Origin of the sequence: Bdellovibrio sp. SKB1291214 (assembly GCF_002209355.2) — a bacterium.
Classification (GTDB): Bacteria; Bdellovibrionota; Bdellovibrionia; order Bdellovibrionales; family Bdellovibrionaceae; genus Bdellovibrio.
Genome location: NZ_CP106855.1, coordinates 995,889 through 1,017,731 on the forward strand (window position 1 = coordinate 995,889; position 21,843 = coordinate 1,017,731).

Below are 21,843 nucleotides of genomic sequence, written 5' to 3' on the forward strand. Positions count from 1 at the left end.
ATCTTCTCCCAGTTAATGAGTAATTTGTTTGTTTCCTATGCGAACCATTAATAAGGCTGTTCCGCCTAAGTTCAAAGATGAGCAATTTTCGGCCAGGGAAACGCTTCTGAGGTCGACTATGGGTCATACAGTACGCATGCTCGAATCTTATCCCAGCTCCGTCCTCAATGGCTCATTGCGTCATTTTGCTGGAATTTGATCGAATGCCCTGGATGCAGTGGGCCTTCCTCAGATGAAAACCAATTCACATTTGGGAGGCCCTTTTGTTGACCTTTTTTCCAAACCCAGAGCAGATTTGAAGCTTGCAGCGGGGGGCCTATGGATCATCCAGAAAAACGTACATATTTCGATACTACAGATGAGTTTTATTTTGGACGTGACGCCGAAAATGATCTAATACAGATAAACTTCGGCCCTATGCGCGTTCAGTTGAGTAACTATGCGGCACATGATCTGGCTTACAGGTTATCTGCTTATCTGCTATTCTTGGAAAACGGCGAAGGCCAACCGATGAAAGACAGCAAACCCCTGATCACTCCAGAGGTTCAGCTGCCAGATAATGTATTGGTGTATCCAGGAAGAAAGAGAAATGAACAATAACAATGTCATTGAAGTTAAAAACCTTGCTGTAGAATTCAAAACGGATGACGGCATTGTTCAGGCTGTTAAAACCATCTCCTTTAACATCCCTAAGGGTAAAACTGTGGGCCTTGTGGGCGAGTCAGGTTCTGGTAAAAGTATTACTTCTTTGGCAATCATGCGTTTGATCGGTCACCCCGGTAAAGTAACTAGCGGTGAAATCTTTTTCGAAGGCCAAGATCTTTTAAAACTTTCTGAAGAAAAAATGCGCGAGATCCGTGGCGCAAAAATTTCCATGATCTTCCAAGAACCGATGACAAGTTTGAATCCGGTTCTTACCGTTGCAGAACAAATCACTGAAACATTGATGCTTCACCAAGGTTTGACGAAAGAACAAGCTTTGGCACGTGGTGTGGAATTGTTGAAATTGACAGGCATCCCACATCCTGAAGAACGCCTTTACTTCTACCCTCACAAATTCTCGGGTGGTCAACGTCAACGTATCATGATCGCCATGGCGATTGCTTGCAACCCGGACGTTTTGATCTGTGACGAGCCTACGACTGCGCTGGACGTAACAATTCAAAAACAAATCTTGGATCTATTGGCTGACATTCAAAAACGCACGAACATGAGTATGTTGTTCATCACGCACGACTTGGGCGTAGTGGCAGACATCGCAGATGAAGTGATCGTTATGAACAAGGGCCACGTTGTTGAAACAAACAACGCGAAAAAAATCTTCACTCACGCAGTTCACCCCTACACGAAAGGTTTGTTGGCTTGCCGTCCTTCATTGTCTTCACACTTGGCACGTTTGCCAGTATTGAGCGACTTTATGGGCCCGAATGGCGAAGAGCTTCCGGGACCAAACGTTGCAGCACTGGGTGAAGCAAAAGTTGCTCCGGTAGACGCTAGCGCTCCACTTATTTTGGAAGTTAAAGATCTGCAAACTCACTTTGCACACACTGGCGGTCTTTTGGGTCGCGTTCAGGGTTATACTAAAGCCGTAGACGGTGTTAGCTTCTCTGTTAAAAAAGGCAGAACTTTGGGCCTTGTGGGCGAGTCAGGCTGTGGTAAAACGACGTTGGGTCGTACTTTGATGCGTTTAGTGGATTCAACAGCGGGTCAAATCGTATTCGAAGGCCAAGACATCACAAAACTTTCTGCACGCCAAATGCTTCCGATCCGTAAAAAAATGCAGATCGTATTCCAAGATCCATATGCATCTTTGAATCCGCGCATGACGATCGGTGCGATTTTGATGGAACCAATGCAAATCCATAAGTTGGGTGACAACGACAGCCAACGTAAAGAGATGGCTGCGGTTATGATGAAAAAAGTAGGTCTTACTCCAGGCGTGATGAACCGTTACCCACACGAGTTCTCGGGTGGTCAAAGACAACGTATTTCTATCGCACGTGCCTTGATGGTTAAACCTGATTTCATCGTGTGTGACGAATCCGTATCTGCTTTGGACGTTTCCATCCAAGCTCAAATCTTGAACTTGTTGTTGGATCTTCAAGACGAAATGAATTTGACGTACATCTTCATCTCTCATGACTTGTCAGTGGTTAAATTTATCTCTGACGATGTGGCCGTGATGAATGGCGGTAAAATCGTGGAAATGAATACAGCTGAAAATATCTATTCAAATCCACAGCATGAATACACTCAAAAACTTTTGAGTGCGATTCCTAAAGGCATTCCTAAAGAATTAGTTCTATAAGAAACCTCAAGGGGACCCATCGGTCCCCTTTTTTTATCCTATTTTCGACTGACCTGAGTTTTCTCTTCCGTGATTTTTTGAAATTCAAAAGCCTTAACAGGTTTGAAGTATCCCGTTATATCGCCACTTAACTCATAGTTTTTTACTAAGGTGATTTTCTGAACCGGAGCATTCTTTTTAAAATCCAAGCGATCTAATTGCACCCATACGACGCTAGGGCTTAGGGTGTTTTCATAAAAATAAACTCCTCGGGTCATATCGGCCACAGTCCTCCACCGAGTCGTAGAAATATAAGGGCGTGCTGGATCAGGCGTTCCAAACGGCTGGGACACGTTTCTAAGAACACTGAAGACCCCAGCAACCGACTCACGGTAATCGCTCGGCTGAGGCAGTTGCTGGGCGTAATAAGCGGCACGGACGAAGCGGTCCGCGGCCGCTGTTGTTCCTGGAAGTTCTTTAGATCCGCCAAAGCCTTTATACTGCTTCAAAGCTGCTAACTGCTGATCAAAGGTGGGAGAATTGGTCATCACTTTATAAGTTCTATCGTGATAAATCTTCGGCTCCCCATCAATGTATTCAATGACCACTGAATCACCCGTCTTATCAGAAATGGCCAAATGCACAGCGCCCTCTTTTGATCCCAGGGCTGTCTTAATAGTGAATGTTTGAACCTGGAAAGGTTGGGATTTCAAAGAGGTCAACGCCTCTTCCACAGTTTCAAAATTATCTAAAAAATATTGTGCCCACAACGCCACTGAAATCCCCGGCGTTTTAGAATCCCGGGTGCCAAAGTTACTTTCAGTCAGGTATAAGATATTAGTGACCAAACCCTTTTCATTAATGCCGTCCGCAGTGCCAATATCATAGGCCGTCAGAACGACACTGCCATACTTCGAAGTCCACTTCATGGCATTGACCGCCACCCCCCCGTCCCGACTAATACCTCTGGGAAGAAGCCACATATTGGAGCCAATCTCTTCCGCCCAATCCATGTTTCGCCCTACAATCACATCGTGGCTTTTTGTGTCCCACAAGAACCGAGTGCATGGATATGCAGGCTGTATAATCAGGAGAGTAAGCACTAGATATATAATTTTTGATTTAGTCATATTGAAGCTCCGTTGAATGTTCCCCATCATAGGGAACCACATCCAAATTAGCTTCGAACAACTCGATGTTTTTTTGCAGATCAAAAACGGGGAATTTAAAACTCAGAAAATCTTGATACGTCTTACAAAGTAACTTGGACATGTTGAATAAAAAAAGGGCTCCACGTGGGAGCCCTTAATCAACTTATGGTTGTACTAATTTAAAACTAGTTAACACTAGCGTTGTCGCAATCAGGAACTGTGTAAGATTTTGTAAACAAGTGAACCTCACGACCTTTATTCAACTTACGACCTACGGAGATCTCCACAGTCATTGGGTAAGTACCTGTGTACGTCACTGGATAACAAAGAGTTCTTGCTTCAGTAGAGTCACAGAAATCTTCGTGTTGCACGAAATTGATAGGTGTAGAAAGAACTTCGCTACGAACGGTCGTGAAAGTAGCCTTACGGTTTGTCCCATCCATATTTGTTACGACGGTATCAACCGGGCCTTTTGTGCGAAGGTTCTCGCCATCACGGCAAACGTAAGTGTAAGAAATCGCGCGACCCATATAAACAGCCGGCGCATGAACAACGTACGGAGCCTTAGCAGCCAAGATTTCTTCCCATGAAGAGTTTTGAGTAATGGCACCCGCAGATGCAGCCTGGGAAAGAACCAACGTCAGCAAGGACAAAACGATCTTTTTCATTAGAATCTCCTTATGATTTATTTTTTCGATGGGCGCAAAATGCCCAACATCCTGAAAATTCTCAATTCAATGTTTTGCAAATATAGTTTTGAAGGCTTCCAAATGAAAAAGATACTGAATCGTCTGATTATTCGACAGAACAAATGGTAAAAAAAACCATAAAGGAGGTGGCTTTCACTTACCAATTTTTAATACGGGAGGCACCTCCTCCAGCGGTGACTTTAACCAACGCCAACGAGAGGTTTCGCACATTTTTTCCACGCCATCCGGGGCATAAATCCACTCGATTGTTCAATAAACTTACTAAGAGCGATTAAGAGTGCCCTGAGACTTGGATTCATTTTTGCTGTGTACAAAAGGACTGAGTAATTTTTCGGTATTTCAACAAAGGAGCTCATCATGAAAACACTCATCACCATTTTTGCAACTCTAACTCTTTGCATGGTTGCCAATGCACAAAATCGCGAGGATCTGAAAAACGGTTCCAACACGATTCGCCTTTTAGGTGGTTCAGCACAAGCCGCAGCTTCATTCGGTTTGGATTATGAACGTCGCACGGGCACATTTGGCCTAGGTGCCAAAGTTCTTCATTCCACTAAAAACGAAGACGCTGGCAAAGCTGAAAGCACAACAGTCGACGTTCATGCGGTGACTCATCTATTTGATCACAACGATATGGACATCTATCTTGCAGGTGGTGTTGGTGTAACGAACATGGATGACGTAACGGATATCGCAGGTAACCAAGGTGACGAAACTCTTGTCGGTCCTACTTTGGGTATTGGCGTAGCGTACACAATCAACCCGCAATGGTCTGTAGGATTCGAATACTACACGTTGTACAACTGGTTCAGCGACAAAGTTGCTGATAATTACAATTACTCTAACGTCGCTGTTGGTTTTAACTTCTAGTTTTAATATCCTTCACAGGAAATCTTAAGAAACAGGAAAAGAGCGAGATGGATTTCGCTCTTTTCCTGTTTCTGGGTGACTAGCTAGATGGTCATTTCTCGGTCACGATCCTTGTTTTCTTCAGGGAGCGTGAATGTGTAGCCTTGTTTAAAGATAGACCTTAAGTTTATACCTGGTGCGCCCAACTTCTTACGTAGCGAAGAAATATGTGTGTCGACCGTGTGCTTGGAAACATACAAACTGTCACTCCAAAACATATCTAAAAGTTTCTGCCGAGAGAAAACCTTGCCCTCATTTTTCATAAAGTGACTCATCAGTTTAAATTCAATCGGCGTCAGTGGCAAAGCCGTTTCAGAACCATCTTTATTCACGACAAATATTTTTTGTAAAGACAGGTCGACCCGAAATCCAGCCATAAGAAATGAAGATCCAGCAGTTTTTGTACGTCGCAATTTTCCGCGCACACGGGCCTTAAGCTCTTCTGGATCAAACGGTTTAGTGACATAATCATCGCCGCCCACTTCGAACCCTTGCACTTTACTGGAGAGCTCGGTTTTTCCGGTTAGAAAAATAACGGGAAGGTCTGCAAATCTTTGCTCCGCTCGCAAATCTTTACAAAATTCAAAACCGTTAGCATCCGGCAAACTCACTTCTAAAAGCACAAGGGAGTAAATTCCCTTTTCTAGCTCCTGCCGTCCTTCTTCGGCAGAGGCTACACATTTAAGATTACAAATTTCCCCGATCGAATGCCGAACAATTGCCTGCATCTCCCGGGAATCCTCCACCAATAAAACTCTCTTCTTTTGTGTTTCCATACACTCATTGTCTAAACCCACACCAATAATTTCTAGCACTTTTAATGTGTATTTTGTTTATCCCTGCGGACAAGACTTGGAGAGGGTCGTTTATTAAAGTCTAATTTAAATATGGCCACACAAACGATCCGACATAATCATACAAAACTACCAAGACTACTTGCCTATGCGGGCCTCGCAACCCTAGGTCTTATTGTTTTATTAATCTGCTACTCCGGATATAATCTGATGGATGCTGCCCTCTGGAGACGCCACACTGGCCAGGTTATCAACGAAATACGAGGATTGAGGGCGAACTTAGAAGAAACAAAAATGAACTTGGCAGCGCTCTATATAAATCCGTATATGTCTAACGAGGCGTTCTCAAAGTCGCAGCTCGCGTTGCAAAGAAATCTTGTTAATGTGTCAGATCTCGTTCAAGACAACAAGATTCAGTCAAGAAGAGCACAGAAAGTCAGTACACTGGTGTCTGCAAAGATAGACGTATGGACCTCCTACGCTACTAATTTACGCAATCGTAGCAAGTCCATCTCGATCGATCAGTTTCGTTCAATGTTATCTGCTGTGAACACAGATGAAATCAATCGGACGGTCTTAGAGATGGAAACGGAAGAGCAATCTCTTCTCAATCGACGAACGGCCCGAGTCGATAAAGATTTTCAGCGCACAACTTGGATTGTGATCTTTTGTATCACCATCGCTTTTCTTCTTTTCTTCTTGTCCACAAGAATCTTGCACAAACAAATACGACTCCGTCAAAAAGTGGAAAAGGCCCTTGATGAGGCTAGAATTAAGGCCATGGAGGCTTCCAATCTGAAATCCAGTTTTTTGGCGAATATGAGTCACGAAATTCGCACCCCACTTAATGGGATTATTGGAATGACCAAACTGATGGAGCAGACTCCCCTGAATGCTCGTCAGCTTGATTATCTAGAAACCATCAAAGTGTCGTCGACATCACTTCTATCACTCATTAACGAGATATTAGACCTTTCAAAAATCGAATCAGGAAAATTTCAACTAGAGGAAACAAACTTTGAACTGTCCTCATTAATTAAAAGTGCTGTATCAATCGTTGATTATTCAGCCAAACTTAAAAATCTGGAAATCAAAACTGAGATTGACCCAGCCGTTCCAGAGTTCTTAACCGGGGACCCACTAAGACTTCGACAAGTTCTTTTAAACCTTATCAACAACGCAATCAAATTTTCAGAACACGGTTTGATCAAAGTGCGCATCACACCAAAAGGACCCGATGCCAACGGCTCGCTTCACTTGCTTTTTGAGATCATTGACCAAGGAATTGGCTTTGATGCCGAAACGAAAAACAAGCTGTTTCAAAGTTTTTCCCAAGGCGATGGCTCAATGACTCGCAAATATGGTGGCACAGGTTTAGGGCTGGCGATATCCAAACAAATTGTAGAAATGATGAAGGGCACGATTGATGTTGATAGCGTCAAAGGCATTGGCTCTCGATTTTATTTTGATGTGAATCTGGGATTGCCTCATACCGATGCTGAAATCCAAAGAATATCAAATCTTAAGCCAGTTGCTCCCCTTCAAGGACACGTTCTGATTGCTGAAGACAATCTCGTGAATCAAAAAGTCGTATCAGAAATGCTTTCAACAATGGGATGTACGAGTCACGTCGTAGAAAACGGGAATGCTGCGATTGCAGCTTTGCTCACAGACCACTACGATCTGATTCTTATGGATGCTCAAATGCCCGTCATGGACGGATATGAGGCGACCCGTCTAATTCGTAAAGGACAAGCTGGTGAGGACAATAAAACGATCCCGATCCTTGCCACGACGGCAAATGCTATCAAAGGTGATATTGAACTTTGTCTGGAAGCCGGCATGAACGACTATATCAGCAAACCGATTTCATATAATGACCTGGCTTTTAAAATCGGTAAATGGATGGGACGAGGACACCATGTGGTTAATCCGCTCAACATGGACAACCTTAAACAAGAAGATAAAAGAAGTGGAAACATGCTCCTCAAAGAGGTCGTGGAAATTTTCAATGAAGAAAGTCCAGCACAAATCAAAAAAATGCGAGAAGCAATTGCTTCTAAAGAATATGCTAAAATCCCGCCCATTGCTCACAACCTAAAATCTTCGGCTGCGGTTTTAGGAGCAATGAGGCTTAAAGAACTTGCCGAAAGAATTGAAAATTTAGATTTAAAATCAACCAACGAGCAACAGGTCACATTACTCGTTGATTCATTAGACAAAGAATTAAGTTTGGTTCAGGAATACCTCGGCAAACATATTCGCAAACAGTACCCACCACCGCCTGAAGCTTCCCCTTAGGAAGCTCTTCGTCCTTCAATGAATTCATTGAGGCTTGTCACCAAGGAGTGTAGTTTAGCCGATTGACCGGAAAGTTCCTCTGCTGCTGCTGCGGACTCTTCCGCAACTGCCGCATTTGCCTGCGTTACTTTATCAAGTTCCGTAATCGAAACATTGATTTGGCTGATTCCTTGAGACTGCTCAGCACTTGCTGAAGACACTTCCGTGTTTAATTGATTCACTTTTTCCACTGTCGTGACAATCTGATTCAACGCATTCCCGCTGGATTCAGCCACTTCACAACCATGATTGATCTTTTCGACACTTTCTTTAATCAGCTCAGTGATCTCTTTGGCTGAAATCGCACTTCTTTGCGCCAACGCACGGACCGCCTCGGCCACGACAGAAAATCCTTTACCCTGCTCGCCAGCTCTTGCCGCTTCCACAGCTGCATTTAAGGCCAACAGATTTGTTTGAAAGGCTATGTCATCAATGACACCCGTAATTTCTTCGATTTTCCTAGAACTTGATGCGATATCATTCATTGACACAATCAGATTTTGAACTTTGTTCTTACCTTCTGTTGCGCGCACTTGGGCTTCGCCCGATAGGTTTTTAGCCTCATTCGCGTTAGACGAATTCATATTGATCATACTTGAGACTTGCTCAGTCGAAGCTGATGTTGTCTCGATCGACGCGGCAGCTTGTGTGGAAGACGTGCTCAGCGTTTGAGATGCTCTCGAGATTTCCGTACTTGCGTACGAAACCTTCTCTCCGGAATCCTGTAGCTCTTTAATCACTTCTACCAACGTCGCCAAAGGCTTTTTTAAAGTCAAAGAGACGGCTCCCACAACTAGCAAACAGAACAACCCCGCAAACATCAGGATTTTACCCGAAGCCTCTGCACTAGCGGCTCTGACTGGGGCCGTGCTAGACGTAATAGCAAAAACTCCGTGCAATTTTCCATCTTTCCAGTTTTCCATTTGATGACCCAAAATATCTTTACCATTTTTCCAAGGACTGTTTGCCGGATCTCCATGGCACATCAGGCAACCTTGAGCTTCTGACAGCCTTACAGGGCGATAAACAGTCACAGTACTGTCGGTAATATCTGTGATCTCGGGAAGATTGGTATCCGCAGCAAACTTTTTAAACACTTCCATTTCAGAGATACTGGCCTGGTTTTCCACGTTACGTGGTTCATCCGAAAAAACCCGGAATTTATAGTGTTCTTTTTCTGCGCCCTCTTCGCCGACTTTCATTGCAGCAAAAATAGGAACTTGCTTCAACACTTCCAACTTTGATTCTTTCGATAGTTGTCCATCTGAATGCAGACTGATTGCTTTGGCGGCTATGTCGTCCAGACCACCTTGTTGTGCTACGTAGGAGCGAACAACTTCCAATCGACTTAAAATCGCACGGGATTTCTCGACAAGATCTTCTGTACCCATCTGTTTGATTTGATGGTCACTTACGTAAATGGAAAGTCCAACGCATAACGCGCAACCTATTGCGACACTTACAAGAACTCTGTGAGAGAACTTCATGCACACCACCTATTGTGTTATGGTGTGCTTATCGGAGACGCCAAAGTGGGCCATCATTCAATTTACCTTGAGATGTCCACCCTCATCTGATCTAGGATTTTAGGCCATTCTTAAAGGGAACGATGACAGTTTGGGATAAGACAGCGCTGCAACTTCACCAAAGTATTTTTCCGGTTCAGCGAAACAACGTTCGAAAATCTTTTGCAGAGCTGCTGCGTGTGTTCCATCCATAAAACGGTGATCAAAAGTAACACCAATACGTGCCACAGGTCTAGCTTCCACAGAACCGGTTTCTGTTACCCATGCCCGTTGCTTAATTTGCCCCACAGTTAATAGAATAGGAACCTTGGAATAAGAAACCAACGGCGCCCATGCAGTATCGGCACCCATCCCGCCAATGTTGGTAATCATAATAGAACCAAATGCATCTCGTGGCATTCCTGCCCACGTTAAATTAATGCCCAAATCATAATTCAAGAATGAAGTAATATTCAAAAGCGTGCGCATGAACGTCCATGGAACCCATTTCATGGCATCCAATGATTTGGTCAACTCGCTTTGCTCACCACCTTTGATGGCCTTTGATTTACTCGCTAACTCTTGAGCAATCTGCGTTGCAGACATCTTTTCTGCTTCGCGCACGACAACGCCTGTTAAAGTCGCCTTACCCACCGGATCTTCTGAATTACCTGGAATATTGACTTGATAAAAGATATCGACGTTTTCACGCAGATAAATGCGATTGAAACGAATCATCCCATTGATCTCTGGACGTTCTTTCATAGCGGTCGCTGCAGCCTTACCTACTAAGTGGGAAATCGAAAGCTTCACACCCGTCGCCGTCTCTTGAGCCTTCATGTACTCAAGAGCTTTACTCATGTCGATTTCAAGCAAGCCGTACACAGTAGGGTCCCCAGCTTTATGCCATGAACCCATCGCGATTTTACGGAAAGCCGATCCACCTTTGGAAAGAGATAATTTTGTTTTCATCTCTTAATGCTAAGTGTGACGGCCAACACATGTAAAATATGAAAGAAGCAAGGAATTGGGAATGCGACCTACGAAGAGTCGAGGTCTAGCGCAAATAGCAGGTCACTTTTTCGATGGTCCCGAATCCGATATAAGATTCTTCTTCGCGTAGAACTTGTACTGCCTTTAACTTCCGGTCTTCCTTGTGCAGTTTCAGTGTGACCCGCACATCTTTTTCAGACTCATTCTGAATCAAGACCTCGTAGTTCTCGGTATTTCCAACAAGCTTTGCTTGAACGGAGTCAAATGCGGCAGCCAACTGAAACTTTGCAGAGGTCATTGGATTCCCTCGTCCATCATATATGGATACAGATGCGCTCAAACGAGACCTTGCAGAAAACACATCGAAAGAACACTCCTTACCGTCCAAGGTCTTTCCTCGATAGGTCATTTCATCCTTGCCTACCGGAACAAGATTCTTAAGTTGAAGCGGAATGGGGCCAGCAAATACGGAAGAAACGCACAGACATAGACTCACAAATACGACCAGGGATTTCATGGGAGATCTCTCCATTCGAGACAGTTAAGTGACCCCTGGAATAATACGCGCAGGTCTTATGAATTCCCACAGGCAGAAAATTCAAAACATATTTTTCACCACAGCTCAAAAATAACCCCGCCAGATTCGTCACCCGAATGTGAGTTTTTTCAACCTGACCATTATCCATATTCTTTCACCTTAGTGGTGATTTAATCCTCGGGCCCGTTAAAACTTAGTCAAGATCTGCCGATTTATTTAGGGTCATGAAAAGAATAATATTAAGTTTCGCATTAACTTGCTGGGCCTTGGGCTCATTAGCGTTAGTCTCCCAGTTCTATGGGTGGCACCTCATGACCTTTGCATCAGACGCTTCACTGGCTACAAAACAACAAGGTCAGTGGACCCTCACTCACGTCGTTAGTGAGTCCTGCAAATGCTCGGCAAAGGTTATGGCTTACCTAAAAGATCGAGGTCCATCGTCGCTTGCGCATGAAGAAATCGTTCTGTTAGGAAGGATACCTGCGGAATCTCAGGAGCTGGTCGCTAAAGGCTTTCCTCTTCGTCATTTGAACCCTGAGAATATCAAAGAAGACATTTCCAAGTTGGGTGTCCCTTTTCTGCTGATCACCACACCCCAAGGCGACACAGTCTATGCCGGCGGTTATTCCGAGAAATCTGTGCAAGACGGTGGCCCTATTCGCGATCTTGAAATTCTGCAAGGCCTACAAGGAAAAGGCACCGTTCAGAATTTTCCAATTTTCGGATGTGCTGTCAGTCGTAAGCTTCAAAAAATTGTAGATCCATTTTCTTTAAAGTATTCAAAACAGGTGAACCATGAACTTTAGACAAAGTTTTACCAGATCTCGCTCGGCTATTTTTCTAATCAGTCTGTATGCGCACCTTCCTATTTTCTCATATCTGGCGGCGACTCATGGACACAGCCAATGGGTTCCTTGGGGAGCGGGATTATTTATTTTATCTGCTCCGACGATCGCCTTTTTCATGGGCGTAGCGTCGGCCTTACTGCCAAACTTGCTGGCGATTGCGATCATGAGTTTCTCAGGTCTGTTGATCCATTTAACAAATGGAATGATCGAGATGCACTTTCACGTGTTCGTATCCTTAGCTTTTTGTTTGTCATTCGGCTTGATGACTCCGATATTAACGGCTGCCGTGACGATCGCGATTCATCACATCGGCTTCTTTCTGTGGTTTCCGAAAAGTGTATTTAGCTATGACGCAGGTTTTGGGATTGTTCTGCTTCATGCTGTTTTCGTTATACTAGAAACAATTCCCTTGATGCTCATCGCGAAACGTTATGGCGTATTTATCGAGTTACAAGATACGACCATCGCTCAGCTCACGCAAATTTCAGGGCAAAACTATGAGGGTTGCACGGTCATCGAAGATACCGGGAAAAAACTAGACGCTTCCACTCAAGAAGTCAGTTCCGGTTTAGAAAGTTCATTACAGCGCCTCACAGATTTACTGCAAGTCGTGAATAACAACTCTCGTTCTGCTCAAGAAGCAGAATCTCTATCCACGACCTCCAAGCAAGTTGCTACTGAGGGTGCCAAGCATATCACGGACTTGATCGACACAATCAAAAAGATCTCCGCCAGTGCAAATGAAATCAATAATATCGTAACGGTGATCGAAGACATTGCTTTTCAAACAAATCTGTTGGCTTTAAACGCCTCCGTTGAAGCAGCCCGCGCTGGTGAACACGGAAGAGGGTTTGGAGTCGTGGCTGAAGCAGTCCGTACTCTCGCACAGCGTTGTGCTAATTCCGCAAAAGACATTTCGGGTCTGGTTAAAGGCAATGTTGAGATCATCCGCACGGGAGAAACAAGCGCCGACGAAAGCAGTCAATCCTTGAATGAAATTCTAACGGCTATCAACCGCGTGCAAGCTCTGAATGCCGAAATCTCTATCTCCAGCGCTTCTCAAAGCATGGAACTGGAACAGGTCACTAAAACGATTTCAAAAGTCGATGAATTGACCTCGCAAAATACAGGTTATGCACGTGATTTAAATGCTACGTCCGCACAGCTGCTGAACGACGCTCAGATGCTTTCAGAATTGGTAAGCAGTATGAAAGATTCTTCGACGATAAAGAAACAACATTAACTGAAATTCATTCTGCAAAATAACATCTTTCCCCTCTCACTTCTGAATGGAAAACTGAGAGGGGTTTTTTATTTTGTAAGGACGTGACCATGGCAACTGTGCAACAGAAAACAGAATCTTTTTGGCAAAAGGATTTCTCTCTCTCTTCAATTTCACAACTCGACGAATCCCTCAATACGGACGTGTGTGTTGTCGGCGGCGGTGTTGCAGGGCTGCTCACCGCCTACGAATTATTAAAACAAGGGCTTCGGGTGGTTGTCCTTGAACGGGGGCCATTAAATAAAAATGAAAGTAGCTTTACGACAGCTCATCTTTCTGCGGCATTGGATGATGGTTTTGATCACATGCTGCATCTACATGGCCAAGAGAAATTGCGGCTTTTTTATCAGAGCCATCGCCATGCTATTCAACTGATCGAAAAAATTATTACTGATGAAAAGATCGATTGTGAGTTCGCGCGAGTTAATGGATATCTGTTTCTATCCCCCGATAAAGATCAGGCCTATTTAGCCCGAGAGTACGAAGCCGCTTTGCTAGCGGGGGCGGAAGATATCAAGTTCGCCAGCGAGTTCCCGGAAACGTTCTTTCCCACAGGCCCTGCGATTCGCTTTGAAGGTCAAGGGCAGCTTCATCCCTTAAAGTTTGTTCAAGGGCTGGTGCAGGCTATTCTTCGACATGGAGGAAAAGTATATGAATATTCCAACGCCGAATATTTCCACGAGGGAGAAGAAACCTTTGTTATCGCAAAGGGGGATCACCGTATCGATTGCAAAGACATTGTTCTTGCGACCAACAGCCCGACGACTTCAAATAAAATTTATTTAAAACAAGCGGCCTATCGAACTTACGCCATTGCATTGAAGATCCCGAAGGGCTCCATGACCCCTGCTCTTTATTGGGATACTCAGGAAAATTACCACTATGTGCGAAGCGTATCGTCCCCGGAGAGAAACTTCGATGTATTGATTGTTGGTGGCGAGGACCACCGAGTCGGCGAAGGACATCCAGAAAAATGTTTCGAAAATCTTCTAGAATGGGTGCAACAACGTTTGGAAATAAACTCTACGGAAATGGTTGCCTCATGGTCTGGCCAAGTGGAGGAGCCCGTCGACGGAATTGCCTTTATTGGTCTTTCTCCAGGTAAAAAAAATACTTATATCGTCACTGGCGACTCAGGACATGGCTATACCCATGCGGCGATTGCTTCCAAAATCATCACCGGTTTGATCAAAGGGGAGCATCATCAATGGGCTTCCATATATGACCCAAACCGCTTCACTTTAAAAGCGGCCAAGGACTATTTATCCGAAAATGCAAACACTCTTCAACAATATGCCGATTGGATTGTGCCTCACGAAAGTATTGAAACTTTAAATCTTAACGAAGGGTGCATTGTAAATCGAGGTTTGCAAAAAATGGCAGTGTATAAGGATGAAGAAGGAAAACTTTTTAAGATGTCAGCCGTGTGCCCGCACATGGGTGGCCTGGTTAAATGGAATTCGGTCGAGAAAACCTGGGACTGTCCCTGCCATGGTTCACGTTTTAATAGATTTGGTGAAACGCTTCACCCACCAGCAACCACGAATTTACAATCATTGGATGGAACAAAAAAAGAAGTTCCTGGCGAACACAAGGATCGCCAGGAACCAAATCTATGAACTTTTATACGCGGCGATTGGAATCTTTCTTATCGTTCATGTGCTCGATCTTATCACCGAGATCATGAATCGCTTTTCCTGTTTTGGGCGCTTTTTCAGAGACCTTAGAAGCCACTTCTTCGATCTTGTCGCCAACTTTACGGGAGAAACTTTGGTTAGAGTTTGTATTTGAAGCCATAATTGCCTCCTTTTTGTTGACCACAGTATATCTCGATTTGAACAGGCTTTAATTTGTTTATGAACAATGACTAGACGAGGGACCTATGAGTATCAGAGTTGGAATCTCAGGATGGGTATATCCACCGTGGCGAGGCGTTTTCTATCCGGACGATCTTACGATCAAGAAAGAACTTCAGTATGCAAGTCGACAAGTTTCAACGATCGAAATTAATGGTTCTTTCTATTCTAACCAACGCCCCGAAACATACACGCGGTGGTACAAAGAGACTCCCGATGATTTTTGCTTTTCGGTTAAAGGATCACGCTTTATCACGCACATTTTGAGACTCAAGAACTGTGAAAGAGCTCTAGAAAACTTTTTCGGATCGGGAGTTCTTAATCTGCAACAAAAGTTGGGGGTATTTCTATGGCAGATACCGCCGAATCTTGTCTTTGACCCTGAGGTTATCGAAAAATTCTTCCAGCTTTTACCTAAAACATTCGCAGAAGCCACCAAAATGGCAGATCGCTCGGAACGTTATGATAAGCATTATTCAGATCGTATCAGACGCTCAAAGCAAAAACTTCGCCATTGCCTCGAGGTTCGTCATCACAGCTTCGAGAATCCTGAATTTATCGCACTGCTTAGAAAGTATAATATCGCCTTAGTGTTCGCGGACACCGCTGGCAAGTGGCCCTACATGGAAGACGTCACTGCCGATTTTGTCTATGTAAGACTTCACGGAGACGAGGAATTTTATGTCAGCGGATATTCACCAGAATCTTTGAGATGGTGGGCGGCAAGAATCGACAAATGGACAAAAGGAAAACAACCTGCAGATGCGTTAACCATCACTGAAGAGAAAATAAAAGCCCTACCTCGCGATGTTTATATTTACTTTGATAATGATCTTAAAGTGAAAGCACCTTTTGATGCCAAAAGCTTAATTCAGATGTTATAGATATTCGGGCTTAAATAAACTCTTCCGGCTAACATGTTTACCCGAGGTCATAAAGACACCATCCCCAGTATAATGGAAAGTCTTAGGATATTTTGGTGTTGTGGGTGCGTGAGCTTTGACAACCTCGAAAATAAAGAAATTATACGAGTTAAAAAGTTTTGTTTCGACGAGCTTGCATTCCAAGTTTGCAAAGCACTCCCTGATCAGCGGAGCATCAACGGCATCCGCTTTTTCCGGGGTCAGATTGAATTCGGAAAATTTATTAACATCTTTGCCACTGCAATTGCCAATACGAACTGCTATATTCAACAACTCCACCGTAGGAATGTTGATCACACATTCTTTGCTTTTTCGAATCAGCTCGAAGCTGTGATTAGCTTGTGTAATCATGCATCCCACCAAAGAGGGTGAAAACTCCAAAACGGTATGCCATCCCATTGCCATGATGTCAGTCTCGCCCTTGAATTGAGAACTCACCAAAGCTATGGGGCCCGGCTCTAAGAAGCGACGAACCTTCTCAACCGGAAAGTTTTTCTTTTTATAAACTTTCATGACCGTCGCCTCGCGGATTAATGTGCTACTGGTGCAAAATTGTGAGATGCCATTGCGTCAATTTTAGCCGCGCAGATAAAATCGTTTTCAGAAATCCCACCCACCGAATGTGTATTGAACATGACCACACACCGCTTGAAGGAAATTAAAAGATCCGGGTGATGATTTTCAGCGTTAACGACAAAGGCCACAGCGTTCGCAAAAGCCATCGTCTCGTAGTAATCTTTGAACGAATAGGCTTTAACGATATGGTTGTCTTCATAAGACCAACCCTTCATCGCAGCTAAGTATTCCTCAATCTCAGTACCGGTAAGGCCTTTTTTTACGTTGCGTGTCTTCTTCTTCAGAAGTTCTGCTGAATCGATCATCACTACCTCCTGTCCCCAATATTAGATTAAGAAAGAGTAATAAATAAAGAGTTCCCTGTGGACTTTGTCTTGACACATATTTTTTGGGGAATAGATTTTTAGAATCACATAATAAAAGGAAAAAACATGTCAACGAACGTCCATATCGTATTTCCAATGTGCGCAATGTTTTTGCTAGTAGTAATTGTTTTAGGTGTCATGTTTTTCGGTAGAGTCAAAGCTGTACGCGCAGGTTCTATCAAAATTGGCTACTTTCGTACCCTCCAAGGCGCAGAACCTGCAGAGTCCATCCAGGCGGCCCGACACTTTATCAACTTATTCGAAGCCCCTGTTCTGTTTTATGTCGCATGTATTTTGGGATTGATCTTGCCCGTTCAAGCCGTTGGGTTTGTGATTTTAGCCTGGGCTTATGTGGCAGCGCGCGCACTCCACGCATTCATTCATATCGGCAAAAATGATGTATTTAAACGAATGCGTGCGTATGGACTCAGCTGGTTGATACTTTTAGGGATGTGGCTCATGATCTTTTGGAAAGCGATCAGTATTGCCACAATTTCTTAACCGATCAGTTTCAATGCCAACTGTGCGGATTGATTTGCTTGCCCCAGAATAGAAGTTCCGGCCTGCAGTAAAATATTATTTCTAACCATCTCACTGGATGCGGCAGCAACATCAGTGTCTCTAATACGGCTGTTAGCAGCAGAAAGATTTTCTTGCATCACACCTAAATTGTCAGATGTGGATGTCAAACGATTCTGCAAAGCCCCCATATAAGCGCGAGTGCCATTGACCGAAGTTTGTGCCTCATCAAGTTTTGTTAAAGCTTGTTGAGCTGCTTCTTTGGTATCATATGATAGCCCATCTAAGCCCAGCGCACTTAGAGTGATGTTACTTTGACCAGCCTCAAAAGAAATACGGTCAGCAAATGAGTCATTATGTATACCCACTTGGAAATCAAAAGTGGGGGTCGTACCATCCAGAAGCTTTGTAGTACCCCACTGAGTCGTTTTAGCGATACGTTGAATTTCATCACGCAGTTGATGAACTTCTTTATTCAACATGCCACGTTCTTTTTCACCGATAGTGTCTGAGGCCGCTTGGATACCCAGCTCGCGAAGACGAACGATAATATTACCAACTTCATTCAAACCACCCTCAGCTGTTTGGATCATGGAAATACCATCATTCGCATTTCTTTGAGCCATAGCTGCAGAACGAATCTGCGCTTTCATGGATTCAGAGATCGCCAATCCGGCAGCATCATCCGCCGCTTTATTAATACGACTTCCCGAAGAAAGCTTTGCCATCGAATCATTGATAAGTCTTTGTGAACCTACCAGATTACGTTGCGCATTGATTGCAGCCATATTTGTTTGAATTCTCATTCCCATATCCTTTGTCTCCGCCGACATATTCTTCGGGAAACAAAGAAAGGACTTCACGAGACTATCGTTTTAGTTTTTTTGTTGTATTAAGATCTAATCTGAAGACCTGTAACGACGTGAAACAGTGATTTATTTCTCCTGTGTCACTCCGAGATATGCAGCTTTAACCTGAGGATTAGTTAATAATTCTCTCGCATTTCCCTCAAGACGAATCACTCCTTGCTCCAAAACATAGCCGCGATCAGCCACCTGTAAGGCGCGAAATGCTAACTGTTCAACTAACAAGATGCTGGTGTTGCCCGCCTCTTTAATTTTTTTAATGACCGAAAACATTTCATCAATAATCACCGGCGCCAATCCCATAGAGGGTTCATCCAACATAAGGATTTTGGGCTTCAGCATTAAAGCACGGCCGATAGCAAGCATCTGCTGTTCTCCACCCGATAAAGTCCCAGCCAACTGACTATTGCGTTCTTTCAAGCGGGGGAAAATACCATAAACTTCTTCAATAGTTTTTTCGATGTCAGCCTTCTTCTCAGTCTTTGTTCTTAAAAAGGCACCCAATACCAAATTGTCGTGAACACTTTGTTGAGCAAATATGCGACGGGCTTCCGGGCAGTGTGCTAGACCAAAGGCTACGCGTTTGTGCGCTGGTATTTTGTTGGCAAGCTTCCCCTCTATGTAAACGTCGCCAGATGCCGGTTCCACCAATCCTGAAATTGTTCGCAGCAGTGATATATGGTGCTCAATAAGAAGAATCGCCAATCCCGCCTCTTTCACTTTGCGAATGATGGAATTAAACTCCTGAATTTCACCAGACGTTAAACCCGCTGCCGGCTCATCAAGCAATAAAATTTTCGGCTGTAGAGCCAAGGCACGGGCAATTTCCAATCGTCTTGCTTGACCGTAAGCCTCCAAGCTTAAGTGCTCGTTCACGATCACTCGCGATTGAATGTCATCATTCGCCGCAGTTCTAAAAACATACTTCTCAGGATTATTTTGAAATAACTCGTTTACTTTCGCACCGGCGCTCACGTTGATATTCATGGGAACTTTTTTACTATTAGAATATTGAGTACTGGCATCTGCTGCACCGGTATTAATCGGTCCTAAGACTGCCACTACTTTCTCTTTATCCAGGAACTCGAGCATAATTTGCCCACCCCGTTCATTCTTGGCTCATCATCTCGGTCCACCATAGAGATTCTTTTACCCAGGACTCCACCAGCTGCATTGATTTCGTCGATAGCAACTTGAACGCCATTGCGCATGGAAATACCCATGGGCGCACTGCCCCCGGTGAACGGTCCATAGACGCCAACCTTGATGTCATCTGATTTTTTAGTACATCCAGTAAATGCCATGGCTAGCACAAGCAGTGCAACCTTCGGAAGTCTCATAAGTATCCTCCCACATTTAAAAAAATTCTTTGGGCGCCGTAACTTAAAGTCAAGGCAGCCACTTGTTTACGGAAGTTTGTGTCTGCAAGTACACTTGGATTTCACATCTGTGACTCGAACGGCGACAGTTTAAAACTTAACAAAGATGAGTGGAGCCGCGTCTAGGTCAAGGACGATCTAAGTATGATGCTCCATAATATTCATTGCGATTCAACACGGTTTGTTCAAAAATTTGTAAAGTCTAAAATCACATCAAGGAGTAATAGACATGATGAAGACGTTTCTAACAGCAATGGTTTTGGTATTCGCAGTAACTGGTGCCCAGGCAAAATCAAAAGGTAAAGCAGCAAAAGCTGACGCAACTAAAACTGAATCTTATAAAGTCGATACTAAAGAAAGTACTGTCGCTTGGAAAGGAACTAAAAAAGCTGGTTCCGCTCACAACGGCAACATCTCAGTTAAAGACGGTGAAGTCCAAGTAGATAGCAAAGGTCAAATCACTTCAGGTCAAATCAACATCGACATGGCTACAATCACAAATGAAGATGTTAAAGACGCTGAATACAACAAAAAGCTTGTTGGTCACTTGGCTAGCAACGATTTCTTCGACATTGCAAAATACCCGACAAGCTCTTTCAAAGTTCTTAGCGTTACTCCAGCAGCTAATGGCCAAGTAACAGTTAAAGGTGAATTGACGATGATCGGTAAAACGAACCCAATCGAGTTCCCTGCAAAAGTAACGGTTGATAAAGGCGTAGCTACTGCTGAAGCAACTGTTAAAGTTGACCGCACTAAATGGGGTCTTAAATACGGTTCGGGCAACTTCTTCAAAGAGTTGACGGCAGATAAAGTAATCAATGACGAATTCGAAATGAATTTGAAGTTGGTAGCGAAGAAGTAATTTCTTTCTACAAATTCATGTAATGAAAGGCGTGGAGATATCCGCGCCTTTTTTATATCCAACTCTTAATGCTTTAATTCATTTCTCTCATCGCCTCCCCCGTTTTCTTTTGCTAGGTTCGGGCGATGAAAAAATTTAGCTTTCTCCTAACGACAGCTCTGCTTATCGGGTCTTCGTCCTTTGCGCAAAGAACGGTTTCAGATTCGTTGGTATCCGATCTTCCTTGCGACAAGGTAACCGCCAACGAAATCTATCGACGTATGTCTCAGAACCAGTTTTCAAGCAGCTATCACATCCCTTTAACCAATTGGGGTGTCGAAGCGAAAAACGGACTTTATGAACTGGGTGTTTGTTGGTCGCTCTCGCGTGCTCAGCGCCTTTTATTTTATCTGAATCGATGGAACGAAACTTCAACTGTTCGTGGTCCACAGACCCTTCAGGTTTTAAACATGCTTCGAGGGGATCCAACATATCCCGTCATCCTAAATTCAGAGACCTATCCTCGCACTGATTTAGGCATGCTTGGAAATTTAATGGATGGAGTGAGTTTTGAAAGAGGCGGTAAAAATTTGCATCGCAACTTCCGCTCGGAGATAGAAAAGTACCAACTCGCGCGCTTTCACAAACTAGGAAAGAATCTAAAGTATCTAATTGGAAATGGAACTCGCAGCAAAACGAACAATCGCCAAACCAAAGATCAACTGGTGGGGAACCTACAAATTAATAAGTTAACAATGCTTATTGTAAGAGCGAACCGCATGGCCCAGCACGTGGTACTTGCCAAAAGATTTGAACGTCTCTCAAATGGTGATATTAATTTTTATGTCTACGATTCAAATCATCCTGGCGAAGACAATGTTCTTACCTATAACAAAGCGGATTCCCGGTTCTATTCGCCGGGCATTGTCTATGGAGTGGTTCCCGCTAAAGACCTCAATGACTCCTTAGGAGTATATATAGTCGACGAACAAGAGCGCGATCCCGTCGAGAAGGTATTGGTCCGTTACTATAGTTCTTTGTGTAGTTCTTTAAATAAGCCGTAATGGGACGTCTAGCGTCCTGTGTACTCGTGCAAAAAGGCAATTGATTGATCACAAATTGCCTTTTTATTCGTCCCAAAAATTTGACGATCTTCCTTTC

Annotated in this window: 24 protein-coding genes and 1 pseudogene; 11 read left to right on the top strand and 14 right to left on the bottom strand. The window is 43.8% G+C overall.

From position 1 onward, the window contains the following. The first annotated feature begins 318 nt into the window (after nt 1-318). Together B9G69_RS04935 and B9G69_RS04940 are read left to right on the top strand one after the other, a co-directional pair. Entirely contained in the window at nt 319-600 is a 282-nt protein-coding gene (locus B9G69_RS04935; RefSeq protein WP_088616638.1) for a hypothetical protein, read from the top strand. After that, nucleotides 590-2,308: an ABC transporter ATP-binding protein gene (locus B9G69_RS04940; protein ID WP_265437986.1), complete on the top strand. Its 1,719-nt coding sequence runs from the start codon at nt 590-592 to the stop codon at nt 2,306-2,308. The genes B9G69_RS04935 and B9G69_RS04940 overlap by 11 nt, the downstream gene beginning before the upstream one ends. Nucleotides 2,309-2,346: 38 nt before the next feature. Here B9G69_RS04940 and B9G69_RS04945 read toward each other — a convergent pair whose 3' ends face one another. The 3 genes from B9G69_RS04945 to B9G69_RS04955 form a co-directional block, all read right to left on the bottom strand. Then, nucleotides 2,347-3,459, bottom strand: a complete 1,113-nt coding sequence (locus B9G69_RS04945) for a linear amide C-N hydrolase (RefSeq protein ID WP_322740774.1) — start codon at nt 3,457-3,459, stop codon at nt 2,347-2,349. After that, a complete protein-coding gene (locus tag B9G69_RS04950) occupies nt 3,410-3,559 on the bottom strand; it encodes a hypothetical protein (RefSeq protein ID WP_217897727.1) in 150 nt (49 codons plus the stop codon). The genes B9G69_RS04945 and B9G69_RS04950 overlap by 50 nt, the downstream gene beginning before the upstream one ends. A gap of 64 nt (nt 3,560-3,623) precedes the next feature. After that, nucleotides 3,624-4,106: a hypothetical protein gene (locus B9G69_RS04955; RefSeq protein ID WP_088616635.1), complete on the bottom strand. Its 483-nt coding sequence runs from the start codon at nt 4,104-4,106 to the stop codon at nt 3,624-3,626. A gap of 399 nt (nt 4,107-4,505) precedes the next feature. Between B9G69_RS04955 and B9G69_RS04960 the strand changes: the two genes are divergently transcribed. Continuing rightward, nucleotides 4,506-5,018, top strand: coding sequence for an outer membrane beta-barrel protein (locus tag B9G69_RS04960; protein WP_088616633.1), 513 nt, complete (start codon nt 4,506-4,508; stop codon nt 5,016-5,018). Nucleotides 5,019-5,101: 83 nt separating this feature from the next. Here B9G69_RS04960 and B9G69_RS04965 read toward each other — a convergent pair whose 3' ends face one another. After that, the gene (locus B9G69_RS04965; RefSeq protein WP_141096965.1) at nt 5,102-5,833 is read right to left on the bottom strand and encodes a response regulator transcription factor; all 732 of its coding nucleotides are present in this window, start codon (nt 5,831-5,833) and stop codon (nt 5,102-5,104) included. Nucleotides 5,834-6,145: 312 nt separating this feature from the next. On the opposite strand from B9G69_RS04965, the gene B9G69_RS04970 reads away from it, so the two are divergent. Beyond that, nucleotides 6,146-8,152 carry an ATP-binding protein gene (locus B9G69_RS04970; RefSeq protein ID WP_176400994.1) on the top strand — a complete coding sequence of 669 codons (2,007 nt, stop codon included), beginning with the start codon at nt 6,146-6,148 and terminating at the stop codon, nt 8,150-8,152. On the opposite strand, the gene B9G69_RS04975 is transcribed toward B9G69_RS04970, so the two are convergent. From B9G69_RS04975 to B9G69_RS04985, 3 genes are all read right to left on the bottom strand, one after another. Beyond that, nucleotides 8,149-9,678: a methyl-accepting chemotaxis protein gene (locus B9G69_RS04975; RefSeq protein WP_088616630.1), complete on the bottom strand. Its 1,530-nt coding sequence runs from the start codon at nt 9,676-9,678 to the stop codon at nt 8,149-8,151. The genes B9G69_RS04970 and B9G69_RS04975 overlap by 4 nt on opposite strands. 99 nt (nt 9,679-9,777) lie before the next feature. Further along, nucleotides 9,778-10,668, bottom strand: coding sequence for a 2-oxo acid dehydrogenase subunit E2 (locus B9G69_RS04980; protein ID WP_088616629.1), 891 nt, complete (start codon nt 10,666-10,668; stop codon nt 9,778-9,780). An 85-nt stretch (nt 10,669-10,753) separates the two neighbouring features. After that, entirely contained in the window at nt 10,754-11,206 is a 453-nt protein-coding gene (locus B9G69_RS04985) for a hypothetical protein (protein WP_088616628.1), read from the bottom strand. 332 nt (nt 11,207-11,538) lie between these two features. On the opposite strand from B9G69_RS04985, the gene B9G69_RS04990 reads away from it, so the two are divergent. The 3 genes from B9G69_RS04990 to B9G69_RS05000 all read left to right on the top strand — a co-directional run bounded on the left by B9G69_RS04990 (nt 11,539) and on the right by B9G69_RS05000 (nt 14,976). Next, entirely contained in the window at nt 11,539-12,033 is a 495-nt protein-coding gene (locus B9G69_RS04990; protein WP_088616627.1) for a hypothetical protein, read from the top strand. After that, a complete protein-coding gene (locus tag B9G69_RS04995; RefSeq protein ID WP_088616626.1) occupies nt 12,023-13,318 on the top strand; it encodes a methyl-accepting chemotaxis protein in 1,296 nt (431 codons plus the stop codon). The genes B9G69_RS04990 and B9G69_RS04995 overlap by 11 nt, the downstream gene beginning before the upstream one ends. A gap of 98 nt (nt 13,319-13,416) precedes the next feature. Continuing rightward, on the top strand, nt 13,417-14,976 hold the full coding sequence (locus B9G69_RS05000; protein WP_176400993.1) for an FAD-dependent oxidoreductase: 1,560 nt from the start codon (nt 13,417-13,419) through the stop codon (nt 14,974-14,976). 4 nt (nt 14,977-14,980) lie between these two features. On the opposite strand, the gene B9G69_RS05005 is transcribed toward B9G69_RS05000, so the two are convergent. Next, a complete protein-coding gene (locus B9G69_RS05005) occupies nt 14,981-15,154 on the bottom strand; it encodes a hypothetical protein (RefSeq protein ID WP_176400992.1) in 174 nt (57 codons plus the stop codon). An 85-nt stretch (nt 15,155-15,239) separates the two neighbouring features. Between B9G69_RS05005 and B9G69_RS05010 the strand changes: the two genes are divergently transcribed. Continuing rightward, nucleotides 15,240-16,097: a DUF72 domain-containing protein gene (locus tag B9G69_RS05010; RefSeq protein WP_088616624.1), complete on the top strand. Its 858-nt coding sequence runs from the start codon at nt 15,240-15,242 to the stop codon at nt 16,095-16,097. On the opposite strand, the gene B9G69_RS05015 is transcribed toward B9G69_RS05010, so the two are convergent. Continuing rightward, nucleotides 16,092-16,649, bottom strand: a complete 558-nt coding sequence (locus B9G69_RS05015; protein ID WP_088616623.1) for a flavin reductase family protein — start codon at nt 16,647-16,649, stop codon at nt 16,092-16,094. The genes B9G69_RS05010 and B9G69_RS05015 overlap by 6 nt on opposite strands. A 17-nt stretch (nt 16,650-16,666) precedes the next feature. Beyond that, a complete protein-coding gene (locus tag B9G69_RS05020) occupies nt 16,667-17,017 on the bottom strand; it encodes a 4a-hydroxytetrahydrobiopterin dehydratase (RefSeq protein WP_088616622.1) in 351 nt (116 codons plus the stop codon). A gap of 126 nt (nt 17,018-17,143) precedes the next feature. Between B9G69_RS05020 and B9G69_RS05025 the strand changes: the two genes are divergently transcribed. After that, nucleotides 17,144-17,578, top strand: coding sequence for an MAPEG family protein (locus tag B9G69_RS05025; RefSeq protein ID WP_088616621.1), 435 nt, complete (start codon nt 17,144-17,146; stop codon nt 17,576-17,578). On the opposite strand, the gene B9G69_RS05030 is transcribed toward B9G69_RS05025, so the two are convergent. The 4 genes and pseudogenes from B9G69_RS05030 to B9G69_RS05040 all read right to left on the bottom strand — a co-directional run bounded on the left by B9G69_RS05030 (nt 17,575) and on the right by B9G69_RS05040 (nt 19,802). Further along, nucleotides 17,575-18,408: a flagellin gene (locus B9G69_RS05030; RefSeq protein ID WP_088616620.1), complete on the bottom strand. Its 834-nt coding sequence runs from the start codon at nt 18,406-18,408 to the stop codon at nt 17,575-17,577. The genes B9G69_RS05025 and B9G69_RS05030 overlap by 4 nt on opposite strands. A 123-nt stretch (nt 18,409-18,531) precedes the next feature. After that, nucleotides 18,532-19,251 (bottom strand): ATP-binding cassette domain-containing protein, encoded by a 720-nt coding sequence (locus B9G69_RS05035; protein ID WP_416220930.1) that lies wholly within the window; start codon nt 19,249-19,251, stop codon nt 18,532-18,534. 42 nt (nt 19,252-19,293) lie between these two features. Beyond that, nucleotides 19,294-19,554: pseudogene (locus B9G69_RS18175) on the bottom strand (amino acid ABC transporter substrate-binding protein); the annotation flags it as partial. Continuing rightward, a complete protein-coding gene (locus B9G69_RS05040) occupies nt 19,524-19,802 on the bottom strand; it encodes an ABC transporter substrate-binding protein (RefSeq protein WP_088616618.1) in 279 nt (92 codons plus the stop codon). The gene B9G69_RS05040 and the pseudogene B9G69_RS18175, both read right to left, overlap by 31 nt. Before the next feature lie 268 nt (nt 19,803-20,070). Here B9G69_RS05040 and B9G69_RS05045 point away from each other — a divergent pair, with 268 nt between their 5' ends. Both B9G69_RS05045 and B9G69_RS05050 read left to right on the top strand, forming a co-directional pair. Next, nucleotides 20,071-20,703, top strand: coding sequence for a YceI family protein (locus B9G69_RS05045; protein WP_088616617.1), 633 nt, complete (start codon nt 20,071-20,073; stop codon nt 20,701-20,703). Between the two features lie 125 nt (nt 20,704-20,828). After that, on the top strand, nt 20,829-21,746 hold the full coding sequence (locus B9G69_RS05050) for a hypothetical protein (protein ID WP_088616616.1): 918 nt from the start codon (nt 20,829-20,831) through the stop codon (nt 21,744-21,746). Nucleotides 21,747-21,843: the final 97 nt, after the last annotated feature.